Consider the following 12,912-nt stretch of genomic DNA (forward strand, 5'->3'; position numbering starts at 1 on the left):
TTGCCGCGTAATGGAAGGGGTTAAAAATGACTACGGTCCATTCATCAATCGAACACCATCCGGACATCATGGCGCTGCGGGCCGGCTATGACCGGGTCTCGGAGTCGATGGCGGCCCAGGCGACCTTCGGGCTGACGCTGATGACGGCGGTCTACGTGGCGTTGTCACCGTGGATCATCGATTTCTATGGCATGACGAGGATGACGTTCAACGCTCTCATCGTCGGTGGCGCAGTCGCATTACTTGCCATGCTCTTCGGTTGTGCTCTCGACCGGAGCCACGGCATGACCTGGACGTTGCCGTTCTTCGGTGTGTGGCTGGTCATTTCGCCGTGGATCTTCACCAGCGGGCCGACTGCCGGCCTGATCTGGTCCCACGTGGCCAGTGGGGCGTTGATCATCGTGCTCGGTCTATGTGCGGCGTATCTCGGTATGCGGGTGCGCAGTTCGGACCCCCGCCATGGCTGAGTAGGAGACCCTGGCCTCAGCCGATGGTCGCGGACCGCTGGTCGGAGCTGTGCAAAACCGGTGCCCCGCATCGGGTAAAGCTGCTCCAGTGGTACGCCGACGTTATCGAGGAAGCGGCCCGGCCTTTCGGCCTAGCCGGCGAAGAGACGCGAAAACCCCCAAATCCGCGAGGATTTGAGGGTTTTCGCGACTGCTCGCGGAGAGTGTCAGTTGCAGACGGCGCCGACGGCGGCCGACTGCACCAGCTTGGTGTACTTGGCCAGCACGCCGGTCTTGTAGCGCGGCGGCAGCGGCTCGAAACCTTCACGGCGAGAAGCCAATTCGGCCTCGTCGATCAGCAGGTCGAGCTTGCCGTTCGCGACATCCAGGCGGATGCGGTCGCCGTCTCGCACGAACGCGATGGGGCCGCCGTCGACGGCCTCGGGTGCGATATGCCCGACGCACAGGCCCGTCGTACCGCCGGAGAACCGGCCGTCGGTCATCAGGAGCACGTCCTTGCCCAGGCCGGCGCCCTTGATGGCGCCGGTGATGGCCAGCATCTCGCGCATGCCCGGGCCGCCCTTGGGGCCCTCGTAGCGGATGACGACGACATCGCCGTGCGTGATGGTGCCGTCCTCCAGCGCATCGAGTGCGGCCCGCTCACGCTCGAAAACCCGTGCGGTGCCTTCGAACACGTCAGACTCGAAGCCCGCCGACTTCACGACGGCGCCCTCGGGGGCCAGCGAGCCGTGCAGGATGGTGATGCCGCCGGTCGGGTGGATCGGGTTGTTCATCGCGCGCAGCACCTTGCCGTCCGGGTCGGGCGGGGCGATGTGGGCGAGGTTCTCGGCCATGGTCTTTCCGGTGACGGTCAGGCAGTCACCGTGCAGTAGGCCGGCGTCCAGCAGCGCGCGCATGACGACGGGCACGCCGCCGATCTCGTCGACGTCCTTCATCACGTGGCGGCCAAAGGGTTTCACGTCGGCGAGGTGGGGAACCTTGTTGCCGACGCGAGTGAAGTCGGCGAGGGTCAGCTCGACCTCGGCCTCCTTGGCGATGGCCAGCAGGTGCAGCACGGCGTTGGTGGAGCCACCGAACGCCATGACCACGGCGATGGCGTTTTCAAACGCCTCCTTGGTCAGAATGTCGCGGGCGGTGATGCCGCGGCGCAGCATCTCGACGACTGCATGGCCGGACTTGCGGGCGAACTCGCCGCGGCGCTTGTCGACGGCCACCGGAGATGCGCTGCCCGGCAACGACATACCGAGAGCCTCGGCCGCCGAGGCCATGGTGTTGGCGGTGTACATACCGCCGCAGGCGCCCTCGCCTGGACAGATGGCGCGCTCGATGATGTCGACGTCCTCGCGGGACATCAGGCCGCGGGCGCAGGCACCGACCGCCTCGAAGGCGTCGATGATGGTGACTTCCTTCTCGGTGCCGTCGGTCAGCTTCGCCACGCCCGGCATGATCGAGCCGTTGTAGAAGAACACCGAGGCCAGGTCCAGGCGGGCGGCGGCCATCAGCATCCCGGGGATCGACTTGTCGCACCCGGCCAGCAGCACCGAGCCGTCCAGGCGCTCGGCCTGCATCACCGTCTCGACGCTGTCGGCGATGACCTCCCGGGACACCAGCGAGAAGTGCATGCCCTCGTGGCCCATGGAGATGCCGTCCGAGACCGAGATGGTGCCGAACTCCAGCGGGTAACCCCCGGCCTCGTGCACACCGTCCTTGACGTCCTGGGCCAGGCGCTGCAGTGACATGTTGCAGGGGGTGATCTCGTTCCAGGACGACCCGACGCCGATCTGCGGCTTGACCCAGTCGTCGTCACCCATACCTACCGCGCGCAGCATGCCTCGGGCCGCGGTTTTCTCCAGGCCGTCGGTGACGTCGCGGGAGCGCGGCTTGATGTCAGGCGATGAGCCGCTTGCGCGAAGATCAGACTTGGTGGGTTCGGGAGACATGCAGGTAATTATGCCCGGAGCCGCCAAGCGAAATTCTATTGGATACCCCTAAGGGGTATGCGGTACGCTGGGCTTATGACGGCAGACGAGTCGGCGGCATCCGCGGATGCGGTGGCGGGCCACCCTGAGGCTTCACACGGCGATGCGCCGACGGGGGCCCAACACGGCTACTCGCCCAACAAGGACAACTACGCCAAGCGGCTGCGGCGAGTCGAGGGGCAGGTCCGCGGCATCGCCAAGATGATCGATGAGGACAAGTACTGCATCGACGTGTTGACGCAGATCAGCGCGGTGAACAGCGCATTGCAGTCGGTCGCGCTGGCGCTGCTCGACGAGCACCTGGGGCACTGCGTGAGCCACGCGGTGGCAGTCGGCGGTGACGAGGCCGAGCAGAAACTCGCGGAGGCCTCTGCGGCCATCGCCCGGCTGGTCCGGTCCTGACGCATCGTCGACCCTGAGCTGAGGGTGCACTTGTGCGAGTAATCAGCGCCCTCTGTACAGGGTCAACGGCAATTCCGGCTAGGTGCCGAGTTCCCGCTCGATGCGCTGGACCTTCGCGGTGAGCTGGCCGGTGTAGCCCGGGCGGATATCGGCCTTGAGGACCAGGCTGACCCGTGGGGACACTGCCGCCACTGCGTCGACGGCCCGTTTGACCACGGCCATCACCTCGTCCCATTCACCCTCGATGTTCGTGAACATCGCGTTGGTCTCGTTGGGCAGTCCCGACTCTCGCGCCACCCGAACGGCCGCTGCGACGGCCGCGCCGACACCGCCGGACTCGTCACCACCCATCGGGCTGACGCTGAAGGCAACAATCACGCTGTCGATTGTGCGCGGATCGCCCCGGTATCGACAGCCGTTAGTGGCGTTACCGGCGGTTCCAGCGCAGCCGGCGGGAGTAACACCCCATACCTGTGTGGCGATCAACTGTGCAGTTCAGTGGCCCGCGACCGGGCCGAAAGTGCGGTGTGACGGCCCTTCGTGATAGTGGCCGGTCGGCGCGCTATGACAGACTGGGGACGTTGTGAACTGGAGGTGGCGAATGCCGCAATGGAACAAGAGCAGGCTGCTGAGCATGGTTGTGGCGGCCGGGCTGGTCGCCGGGATGACCGTCGTGACCCCGTCTGCGCTGGCCGATCCCGACTCACCAGACCCAGGCTTGGCGGCGGGCCCGATCGACCCGAATGCTCCGGTGGAGGCACCGCTGCCCCCGCCGATTCCGCCTGTCGCGGACCCCGTCGTTCCCGCTGTGCCGACACCGGTGGTCCCTGGCGCCGTGATTCCCGGCGAACCGCAGCCCATCCCGCCGGGTACGCCGGCCGGTCAGAATCCGACCCCGTTCGTCGGCCAGCCGCCGTTCAACCCGCCGACCTTCAACCCGCTCAACGGGTCCATGGTGGGCGTGGCCAAGCCCATCTACATCAACTTCCCGCGGCCCATCGCCAACAAGCAGATGGCGCAGGACGCCGTACACATCTCGTCCACCCCGCCGGTGCCGGGCATGTTCTATTGGGTGACCGACACCCAGCTGCGCTGGCGGCCCATCGCGTTCTGGCCGGCGAACACCGTCGTCAACATCGACGCGGCGGGCACGAAGTCCAGCTTCCGCACCGGTGACTCGCTGGTCGCGACCGCCGACAACGCCACGCACCAGATGACCATCAGCCGCAACGGCGTGGTCGAGAAGACCTTCCCGATGTCCATGGGCAAGTCCGGCGACGAGACCAAGAACGGCACCTACTACGTGCTGGAGAAGTTTCCGACGGTGGTCATGGACTCGTCGACGTACGGCGTGCCGGTGGACTCTCCGCAGGGCTACAAGGTGAACGTGCAGAACGCGGTGCGCATCGACAACAGCGGTGCCTTCGTGCACAGTGCGCCGTGGTCGGTGGGCGACCAGGGCAAGCGCAACGTCAGCCATGGCTGCATCAACCTGTCGCCCGACAACGCCAAGTGGTTCTACGACCAGTTCGGCAGCGGCGACCCGATCGTCGTGAAGAACTCGGTCGGGCTGTACAACCAGTCCGACGGCGCCGACGACTGGCAGTGGGGCATGCCGACCCCCGGCGCCGCCACCTCGACGCCCAGCACGTCCAGCACGTCCGGGACGCGCTGACTCGCAGGCACATACACAACTGCCCCTTTCCGCAAGGAAAGGGGCAGTTGTGTATTCGGTGGCGGCTAGTTCCAGATACGCACGCGCTCAGCAGGCTCCAGGTACAGCTCGTCGGACGCGGTGACGTCGAAAGCCTCGTAGAACGAGTCGATGTTCCGGATCACGCCGTTGCAGCGGAACTCCGGCGGCGAATGCGGGTCCACGGCCAGCCGCCGAATGGCCTCGGCGTCACGGGATTTGGTGCGCCACACCTGTGCCCAACCGAAGTAGACGCGTTGGACACCCGTCAGTCCGTCGATCACCGGGGCTTCCTTGCCGCCCAGTGACAGCTCGTAGGCCAGCAGTGCGATGGACAACCCGCCCAGGTCACCGATGTTCTCGCCGACGGTGAACGCGCCGTTCACGTGGTGGCTCGAGTCCAGCGCCCGGGGCGTGAAGGCTTCGTACTGCTCGATCAATGCCTTTGTGCGCAAACCGAATTCGGCGCGGTCGGCGTCGGTCCACCAGTCGACGAGGTTGCCGTCGCCGTCGTACTTGGCGCCCTGGTCGTCGAAACCGTGGCCGATCTCGTGCCCGATCACCGCGCCGATGCCGCCGTAGTTGGCGGCGTCGTCGGCCTCGGCGTCGAAGAACGGCGGCTGCAGTATGGCCGCGGGGAAGACGATCTCGTTCATGCCCGGGTTGTAGTAGGCGTTCACCGTCTGCGGCGTCATGAACCACTCGTCGCGGTCCACCTCGCTGCCCAGCTTGGCCAGTTCGCGGTCGTGCTCGACAGCCTGGCCGCGCAGGTAGTTGCCGTACAGATCGCTCGCGTCGATAACCAGCGCCGAGTAGTCGCGCCAGCGCGCCGGGTACCCGATCTTCGGGGTGAACTTGTCCAGCTTGGCCAGCGCCCGCTGCCGGGTCTCGGGCGTCATCCATTCCAGGTTGGTGATGCTCACCCGGTAGGCCTCGCGCAGGTTGGCCACCAGCTCATCCATCCGCGCCTTGTGGGCGGGCGGGAAATGCCGGTCCACGTACAGCTTTCCGACGGCGTCGCCCATCAGGCCCTCGACCAGCCCGACGCCGCGCTTCCAGCGGTCCCGGATTTCCTCGGTGCCCGACAGCATGCGGCCGTAGAACTCGAAGTTCTCCTTCACGAGATCGTCGGTCAGGATCGACGCGCGGCCGCTGATCAGGCGCCAGCTCAGCCAGGCCTTCCAGTCCTCGAGCGGCTCGGACGCCCACAGTGCCGCGAACGCGGCCAGGAAGTCCGGTTGTCGCACAACGACTTCCGTGACCACATCGGCCGACGCGCCAACCGCTGACAGCCAGCCCGCCCAGTCGAAGCCGGGCGCCTCGTCGGCCAGATCGCTGAACCGGCGCAGGTTGTAACTCAGGTCCGCATCGCGGCGCTTCACCACATCCCAGTGCGCCGCAGCCAGTTTGGTCTCCAGGGCGACGATGCGGGCGGACGTTGAAAGGTGGTCGCCCGCGTCATCTCCGAAGGCCAACCCCAACATCCGGGCGATGTGGTGCGGATAGGCGGCCAGCACCGCGGCGTGTGCCGGCTCGCGGTAGTAGGACTCGTCGGGCAGGCCCAGGCCGGACTGCGTGAAGTGCAGCAGGTACCGCGTCGAGTCCTTGGAATCAGTGTCGACGTACGCGCCCGCGCCACCGCCGACGCCGGTGCGCTGCAGCGCGCCCAGCACGGCCGCCAGGGCTTCAGGGGTAGCGGCGTCGGCGACGAGACCCAGCTCCGCCAGCAGCGGCGCCAGGCCGACGGCGTTCACCCGCTCGGTATCCATGAAGCTGGCGTAGAGGTCGCCGATGCGCTGGGCATCGGTATTCGGGGCGCCGGCTGCGTTGGTGATCAGGTCGCGCACCTGTTTCTCGGCGCGGTCGGCCAGCAGCCGGAAGGCGCCGTCGGTGGCCCGGTCGGCCGGGATGTCGTAGTCGGTGAGCCAGCGGCCGTTGACGTGACCGAACAGGTCATCCTGGGGTCGGGCGTCGGTGTCGAGGTAGCTCAGGTCGATACCTGATCGGGGAGAGGTAGCTTCGAGAGTCACCTCGCCATCCTGCCATCGCCGCTGCAGTGCCGGTGGGCGCTGCGGGTAGCCTCACGCCCATGCCCGACGAGCGCAGCGAAGAGTCTGCCGAAAAAGACACGGCGAAAGACACCGCAACGACCGGCGCGGCCGGTGCTGCCAAGCCCGATGCGAAGCCCGCCGCCACGGACAGCGCGCCGAGCGATCAGGCTGATCGAATCTTCAGCCCCTACGGCATCGCCTCGGCGGTGCTGGGCGTCCTTGCTGTGGTTGCGGTCGTCGTGGCGGGCTGGGTCTGGCTGGGCCACCGCGCCAATGACGCGGAGCGCGCACACGAGGCGCAGGCGATGAAAGCCGCCGCCGAGTGGGCCGGCCTGCTGATCAACATGACCAAGGACAACGTCACGGTCAACGTGCCGAAGCTGCACGAGGGCACGGTCGGCCAGCTCAACGCGGACTTCGATGCCACGGTCGCACCCTTCACCCAGCTGGTTCAGAAGCTGCAGAGCCAGACCAGCGGGCAGATCGAGTCCGTCGCGCTGGAGACGCTGCATCACAACCCGCCGGGGGATCAGGGCAAACCGCCGGTCCAGCCGGAGCTGGCGGCCATCTCCTCGGACACGACGACGGTGCTGGTGATCGCGACGTCCGTGAGCCAGAACGCCGGCGCCAAGCCGACAACCGTGCGCTGGCGGCTGCGACTCGGGGTGTCCGACGTCGGCGGCAAGATGCTGATCTCGCGATTGGAGTCGCTGCGATGAGGAACGCGTGGCGCGTCCTGGTCTTTGACATCCTGGCGCCGCTCGCGGTGCTGGCGAGCCTGGTCTACATCGGGCTGGCGCTGGATCGGCCGCTGTGGTGGGTCGTGGTGGGCACCATTCTCGGGCTGCTGGTGCTACAGGCGGCGGTGGTGAATTTCGTGCTGTTCCGCCGCGACGGCGTCACCATGGGCACCGACGACGACGCGCCCAGGTTGCGGTTCGCGGTCGTGGGGCTGACGACGGTCGCCGTGGCTGCGGCGGCGATCGTGGGCTACACCAAGTGGACGGTGCCGGACCGCACCACCGACCACGACATGTCGACGGTGGTCGGCATCGCCAGCAGCGTCGCGGAAGCGTCGGCAACGTTCACGCCCGGCGCACCGAACGTGTCGATCGACCGGGCCACGTCGTTGATGGCGCCGCAGCGCGCGGAGGCCTACCGCAACGAGTTCAACGCTGTCGCCAAGGACCTGACCAGCCGTGGGGTGGCCGGGCAGGCCAGCACCATCTCGGCCGGCATCGAGACCATCGGCCCGAACTTCGCCAGTGTCGCGGTGGTCATGCGGGCCACCCAGAACATCCCCAACAAACCTCAGCAGGCGACGGTGCTGGGACTGCGGGTCACGCTGACCAAGCAGGACGGACACTGGCTGGTCATGGACGTGACCCCGCTCGCATCGCGTTAGGGCGCTTGTTCAAGAGCGGGCGGAACGCATCCGGGCGAACCGGTCCGAGAGCCGCCGCATGCGCACCAGCAGCGCGGCCGACGGGCTGGTGGTACCGGCCACGTACGTCGAAAGTTCTTGGGCACCAACCCCGATGCGGGACGCAAACTCGGTCTCACTGAGGCCGGAGCGCTCCATCAACAGCCGGATCTGACGGGCCACCTCGGCGCATTCGTTGGCCTCGAGTTGGGTGCGGGCGCGGGCCAGCACCTCGGACAGTGCCTTGGAGATGCCGTACGGATTGGTGGTCGCGAGAATCTCCTCGACCTGGCGGGCCGTGCGGCCGAAGGGGTCCCGTTTGATGGCCGCGACGATGCGCTGCCACACCGCCAGATCGTCGTTCTCCAACGCGGCGCGGATGGCTGACGTCGACCAGAACTCGACGGGCTTCTCACCGGGAGCCTGCGCCGGAAACGCGACGGTGGGTGCACCGTTGCTGCCGGCTACGGTGGCGTCACCGGAATCGTCGGCACCAGAAGGGGTGTCCCTCACTTCGGATGTCAACGTCACCTCGCCTCCTCCAACATGGCCACCGCCACCGCCAAACAACGCTGCTTGACTTCGGGCCAATCTGCTGTTTCCTGGTCGTCGAACGGGTGCGGGTCGGCCAACCTGCGGACCAACTGGGTGGCCACCCACTGGTTCTTCGACCGTTCCCCACAGTAATACCCGTCAATGCCGGCTAGAACCGCGGCCGCGGTCCGGATGTCCATGCAAGACACCAGGTCGACGAAGTCGGCGTAGTCCCGGACGCTGCCCCGGGACATGATCAGGTAGCCCTTCAACCGCAGCGTTTCGGCGCCCGTCGGGATTTCCAGCCGGTCGCCGGTGGGCAGCAGCACCGTCGTGGTTTCCACCGGGCTGAGGCGCTCGATGGCCGGGCCGTCGGTCTCGCTGAGCGACAGGGCGTCGAGGGCAACCGACAGCCGTCCGCCCCACATGGTGACCGGGTGCACGTCGGGGTTGTCCGCCGCGGACCGGGACTGGCCGTGCGCGCGCCGCAGCAGCGCCAGCCCGGCGCGCGGCCGGTCTTTGCGCGGCGGGGCCGCCGCGATGCGCCGTGGCACGGCCCGTGGCGCGTACTCCTGCTCGTCGGCGTCGGCGCCGCTGCAGCCGCTGAAGGCCAGCGGATCGGGAACCGTAACCGTCTGTGCGGCAAGGTTTTTCAACTTTGCAGCGGACTTGACGACGCTGCGCAGTTCGGCGCCCGAGGGGCCCAGCGCGGAGATGTCGTCGGGGATGATGACCAGGCTGCCGGTGTCGGAGGCGGGCAGCGGCTTCTCGAAATCCACCGACGGCAGCAGACGGTCCAGCCACTTGGGCAGCCACCAGTTCCACTGGTCGAACATCGCCATCAGCGCGGGCACCAGGACCAGCCGCACCACCGTCGCGTCGACCGCGATGGCGACGGCGCACGCCACACCCATCTGGGCCACCAGCGGCATGCCGGCGAACGCGAACCCGATGAACACGGCGATCATGATCAGTGCGGCGCTGGTGATGGTGCGGGCGCTGGTGCTGACGCCGTAGGCGACGGCGTCGCGGGTGTTGCCGGTCTGCAGGAACCGTTCCCGGATGCGCGTCAGCAGGAAGATCTCGTAGTCCATGGACAGGCCGAACGTCATCGCCAGCACCAGCGGCGGAATGGTGGTGTCCAGTGATTCCAGAGGTTTGAACCCGAGCGCCTGGAACCAGCCCCACTCGAAGACGATCACCAGGCTGCCGTAGGCCGCGGCCACAGACAGCACGGTCATCAGGACGCCCTTGATCGCCAGCACGACCGAGCGGATCGAGATCAGCAGCATCACGAACGCGATCAGCGACACGAAGACGAACACCAGGATCTCGGTGTCGGCGACCCGGTGGTCGAAGTCCATGATCAGCGCCGTGGGCCCGCCCACCGCGATCGCGACGTTGGGGCCGGCGACGTTCGGCAGGTGTTGTCGTAGCCAGGTGATGGAGTCACGCGCGACGAGGTCCTCGGGGTCGACCCGCAGGACGATCGAGAACAGGGCGCTGCGGTTGTCATTGCTGAACACCGGCGGGGCCACCTGGGACACGTCCGGTGCCTGCGTCATGTTCTGGTGCAGGGCGTCGAGCGTCGCGGTGTTCTGCGGGTCGGACGCCGTCGCCTCGGGGAACGTCACCAGCACCCGGATCGGTCCGAGCGCGCCCGGGCCCAGGGCTTCCGCGGCGGCGGCCACCCCGGCCCGGATTTCGTGGGACGGCTGGAACTGACGCAGCATGCTGTTGCCCAGCTGCATGCCGAACGAGGGTGCCGCCAGGGCGATCAGGAAGACGGCGGCCAGCAGCGCCGACAGCCACGGGCGCCGCATGGTGCGTTCGGTCCATTGCGTCCAGAACGGGGACTGCGTGGCGTCGGGGCGGCGCGTGACGTGCAGCCACGACGAGCGTTTGGCGACGCGCTTGCCGAACGTGGCCAGCACTGCGGGAATCAGGGTCGTCGAGGTCAGGACCGCGACGGCCACGGCCAGGATGGCGCCGGTGGCCATGGACGACAGCACCGGCGTGCCGATCAGATAGATGCCGGTGATCGAGGCGATCACCGTCAGTCCGGACAGCAGCACCGCCAGACCCGAGGTCGCCATCGACGCGTCGACGGCCTGTTCCGGGTCGCGGCCGGCCCGTAGTTCCTCGCGGAAGCGCATGAGGATGAACAGCGAATAGTCGACGGCCAGCGCGATGCCGAACATCGAGAGCGTCGTCGTCACGAAGACACTCATGGTGACCCAGATGGACAGGAGGTAGACCACGCCCATCGTCACGATCACCGTGCACACGCCGAGCATCATCGGCATGGCCGCGGCCGCGAGCGACCCGAACACCGCCAGCAGCACGATCAGGACGATCGGCAGGTTCCACTTCTCGGCTTCGGCGACGTCGTGCTTGGTGGTCTCGCTGGCAGCCGCACCGAGTGCGCCCTGACCGATGACGTACAGCCGGACCTTGCCGTCCGCCGTCTGGCCGGCTTTGCCGCCTTCGACGCCGACGGCCTTGCGCAGCTTCTTGGCGATGTCGACGGCGCCGCTGTTGTTGAAGTCGAGGCGCAGCGTCACGACGTAGGGTTTGCCGGCCTGCGGCTCCGCCTGCGTGGGGTCGGGCACGACCTTGACGTTGGAGACGCCCGCCGCGATGCGTCTCAGCTCGTCGACCGCCGCCGCCATGTCTTCCTGCGACGCGCCCGCGGTCGGGGCCGCGACCAAGGCCAGCGGTGAGGCGCCCTCGTCGGGGAAGTGGTCCTCGAGCTCGTACTGGACGTGCAGAGACTGGGAACCGGCGACGTCGAACCCGCCGCCGCTGAGGTTGCTGGACTGAGTCGCCGCGAGATATAGAGACGGCACCATGAGCAGCAGCCAGGTGGCGAAAACCGCCCAGCGCCAACGCCGAAGCAGAGCGCTCAGCCGCATCATCAACTGCTGGATGGCGAACCCTCTTCCTGCGGTCGTCCCGGTTGCCACCGGAGTCTTTTTGATCGGCGTTGCGTGCCGCCGACCCTACCTCAGTATGGGGTAGGGTGACCGGCCCGCGAGCGCCGTTGGGGCGCCAGGGGCGGAACCTTGACCCAACTGCAACCGGGCGGCGGCCGGGGCGGCCAGCAACCCCGTCGACGGCAGTTCGTGGGTTTGCGGGGCTGGCGGCAACTGGTCGTTGACCTGGATGTTTGCTGTGTGGATTGGGCGCCGGCCCGGCGGCGATGGCAAGATGGCAAGAGCCGAATCCCGGGTGAGGTCCGGCACGTCGTGCGGCGCAGTCCCGGGAAATCAGTGTTTGCCGAGTGTTTACGCGGCCGTCGATGGCCGGTAAACCGTGAGGAGTTGTGCCATGAAAACGACCATCGTGACGGCCCGCCGCGGGCTTGCCGGGGTATTCGCTGTAACTGCGCTCGGCGGTGTTGTGGTGACGTCGTTCGGCGCCCCGTCGGCGGGTGCGGGCCAGGATCCGTGCGCGGCCAGCCAGGTTGCCAAGACCATCGGCATGGTGGCCACGTCGACCGGCACCTATCTGGATGCGCACCCGACGGCGAACCAAACCTTGACGACCATCTCGCAGCAGCAGCCCGGCCCGCAGTCGTTGGCAGCGCTCAAGACGTACTTCGACGCCAACCCGCAGGAGGGCGCCGCGCTGCAGAACTTGCAGGCGCCGCTGGTGACGCTGTCCTCGCAGTGCAAGCTGCCGTTGACGCTGCCGCAGCTGATGGGGCTGATGCAGTCGGCACAGCAGGGTAGCGGTCTGCCGGCCGCGCTGCCCGCGATGCCGAGCGTGCCCGGCAGCGCGCCTGGAAGCGCGCCGTTCACGCCCAGCCTGCCCGGCGTGACGACGGCGACGGGGTCCATTCCGGCGGCGCAGGCCGTAGCGGCGACGCAACCCGCCGCGCGCTGAGCGCAACGCCAGGCGGTTATCAGCTCTTTCTGCTTATCTTTGAGGGGCCGGTAGCCCCGTGGGGTTCCGCTACCGGGGTTCTCGACGAAGGGGTTTGACTACATGATGCTCACCGCTCTGGCCAAGCGACGCGCTGTTGCCGGCTTCATCGGCGCCGGCGCGGTCGCCGGCAGCATGCTTTTCGGTGCCGTCCCGTCGGCCCTCGCCGACGACGCACCGCCCAACTGCACCGCCGCGGACCTGGCCGGCGTCCGCGCGGGCGTCGACGCCTCGACCTCCGCCTACCTGTTCACCCACCCGGATGTGAACGACTTCTTCAGCGGCCTCCGCGGCCTGTCGAGGGATCAGGCGCACGCCAAGGTGAAGCAGTACCTGGCCGATAACCCGCAGACCAAGGCCGAGCTGCAGGGCATCCGGCAGCCGCTGAAGGACATCCGCGACCGCTGCGGCATCCGTAAGTGATCTGTGCACGAAA

Annotated in this window: 12 protein-coding genes; 7 read left to right on the forward strand and 5 right to left on the reverse strand. The window is 67.6% G+C overall.

What is annotated here, in order from left to right:
• Positions 1-26: 26 nt before the first annotated feature.
• Entirely contained in the window at positions 27-467 is a 441-nt protein-coding gene (locus AC3WTE_RS08935; RefSeq protein WP_492437051.1) for an SPW repeat protein, read from the forward strand.
• Positions 468-673: 206 nt separating this feature from the next.
• On the opposite strand, the gene ilvD is transcribed toward AC3WTE_RS08935, so the two are convergent.
• Entirely contained in the window at positions 674-2,407 is a 1,734-nt protein-coding gene (gene ilvD, locus AC3WTE_RS08940) for a dihydroxy-acid dehydratase (protein ID WP_492437052.1), read from the reverse strand.
• A 75-nt stretch (positions 2,408-2,482) separates the two neighbouring features.
• On the opposite strand from ilvD, the gene ricR reads away from it, so the two are divergent.
• Entirely contained in the window at positions 2,483-2,848 is a 366-nt protein-coding gene (gene ricR / locus AC3WTE_RS08945) for a copper-sensing transcriptional repressor RicR (RefSeq protein WP_492437054.1), read from the forward strand.
• Between the two features lie 78 nt (positions 2,849-2,926).
• On the opposite strand, the gene AC3WTE_RS08950 is transcribed toward ricR, so the two are convergent.
• Positions 2,927-3,226 (reverse strand): thiamine-binding protein, encoded by a 300-nt coding sequence (locus AC3WTE_RS08950; RefSeq protein WP_492437056.1) that lies wholly within the window; start codon positions 3,224-3,226, stop codon positions 2,927-2,929.
• 223 nt (positions 3,227-3,449) lie between these two features.
• Here AC3WTE_RS08950 and AC3WTE_RS08955 point away from each other — a divergent pair, with 223 nt between their 5' ends.
• Positions 3,450-4,523, forward strand: coding sequence for a L,D-transpeptidase (locus AC3WTE_RS08955; RefSeq protein WP_492437057.1), 1,074 nt, complete (start codon positions 3,450-3,452; stop codon positions 4,521-4,523).
• A 65-nt stretch (positions 4,524-4,588) separates the two neighbouring features.
• Here the strand turns inward: AC3WTE_RS08955 and AC3WTE_RS08960 are convergent, their stop codons facing one another.
• Positions 4,589-6,571 carry a M13 family metallopeptidase gene (locus tag AC3WTE_RS08960; protein WP_492437058.1) on the reverse strand — a complete coding sequence of 661 codons (1,983 nt, stop codon included), beginning with the start codon at positions 6,569-6,571 and terminating at the stop codon, positions 4,589-4,591.
• Positions 6,572-6,630: 59 nt separating this feature from the next.
• On the opposite strand from AC3WTE_RS08960, the gene AC3WTE_RS08965 reads away from it, so the two are divergent.
• Complete coding sequence (locus tag AC3WTE_RS08965) at positions 6,631-7,311, forward strand: hypothetical protein (protein WP_492437059.1); 681 nt, start codon at positions 6,631-6,633, stop codon at positions 7,309-7,311.
• Positions 7,308-7,997, forward strand: coding sequence for a hypothetical protein (locus AC3WTE_RS08970; RefSeq protein ID WP_492437060.1), 690 nt, complete (start codon positions 7,308-7,310; stop codon positions 7,995-7,997). Before AC3WTE_RS08965 ends, AC3WTE_RS08970 begins: the two co-directional genes overlap by 4 nt.
• Before the next feature lie 9 nt (positions 7,998-8,006).
• Here AC3WTE_RS08970 and AC3WTE_RS08975 read toward each other — a convergent pair whose 3' ends face one another.
• On the reverse strand, positions 8,007-8,546 hold the full coding sequence (locus tag AC3WTE_RS08975; protein ID WP_492437061.1) for a helix-turn-helix domain-containing protein: 540 nt from the start codon (positions 8,544-8,546) through the stop codon (positions 8,007-8,009).
• The gene (locus AC3WTE_RS08980; RefSeq protein WP_492437343.1) at positions 8,543-11,467 is read right to left on the reverse strand and encodes an MMPL family transporter; all 2,925 of its coding nucleotides are present in this window, start codon (positions 11,465-11,467) and stop codon (positions 8,543-8,545) included. Before AC3WTE_RS08980 ends, AC3WTE_RS08975 begins: the two co-directional genes overlap by 4 nt.
• Before the next feature lie 412 nt (positions 11,468-11,879).
• Between AC3WTE_RS08980 and AC3WTE_RS08985 the strand changes: the two genes are divergently transcribed.
• A complete protein-coding gene (locus AC3WTE_RS08985) occupies positions 11,880-12,437 on the forward strand; it encodes a hemophore (protein WP_492437062.1) in 558 nt (185 codons plus the stop codon).
• 102 nt (positions 12,438-12,539) lie between these two features.
• Positions 12,540-12,899, forward strand: coding sequence for a heme-binding protein (locus AC3WTE_RS08990; RefSeq protein WP_492437063.1), 360 nt, complete (start codon positions 12,540-12,542; stop codon positions 12,897-12,899).
• Positions 12,900-12,912: the final 13 nt, after the last annotated feature.

The sequence above is a fragment of the Mycobacterium sp. FW102-FHT13B02 genome (assembly GCF_058790275.1).